The sequence below is a fragment of the Aminobacter sp. P4_D5 genome (genome assembly GCF_056401815.1).
In genome coordinates, this window is record NZ_JBFUIP010000691.1 from 1 (window position 1) to 722 (window position 722).

The 722-nt window shown below is 68.6% G+C and carries 1 protein-coding gene; it reads left to right on the forward strand.

Going from position 1 to position 722, the window contains the following annotated elements; genetic code table 11:
* The coding region (locus AC1DWF_RS34360; RefSeq protein WP_476842957.1) for a dihydroxy-acid dehydratase domain-containing protein at nt 1-722 on the forward strand (722 nt) is incomplete at both ends.

Consider the following 722-nt stretch of genomic DNA (forward strand, 5'->3'; position numbering starts at 1 on the left):
GCCAACACCATGGCCTGCATCTCCGAGGTGATCGGCCTCGCGCTGCCCTATTCGGCCGGCGCGCCGGCGCCCGACACCGAGCGCGACGAATACGCCTACCGCAGCGGCTTCGCGGTGGTGGAGCTCATCAAGAGCCAGCTCCGCCCGCGCGACATCGTCACGCGCAAGGCGCTGGAGAATGCCGCGGCCATCGTCGGCGCGACAGGTGGCTCCACCAATGCCGGGCTGCACCTGCCCGCCCTCGCCAACGAGGTCGGCATCGACTTCCCGCTGGAGGAGGTCGCGGCGATCATGCGGAAGACCCCGCATATCGCCGACCTCAAGCCGGGCGGAAAATACGTGGCGCTGGACGTGCATCGTGTCGGCGGTGTGCCGGTGATCATCAAGGCGCTGCTCGACGGCGGCCTGCTGCACGGCGACTGCATGACCGTGACAGGCAAGACGCTGGCGGAGAACCATCGCGACGTGGTCTTTCCGAAGGACCAGGATGTCGTGCATCCCGTGTCCAACCCCATCTCGCCGATCGGCGGCGTGGTCGCGCTGAAGGGCAACCTCGCCGAGGAGGGGGCCATCGTGAAGATCGCCGGTATGGAGAAGCTGCGCTTCGAGGGCACGGCGCTCTGCTTTGACTGCGAGGAGGACGCCTTCGCCGCCGTCGAGGCGCGGGCCTACAAGCCCGGCGACGTGATCGTGATCCGCTACGAGGGCCCCAAGGGCGGCCC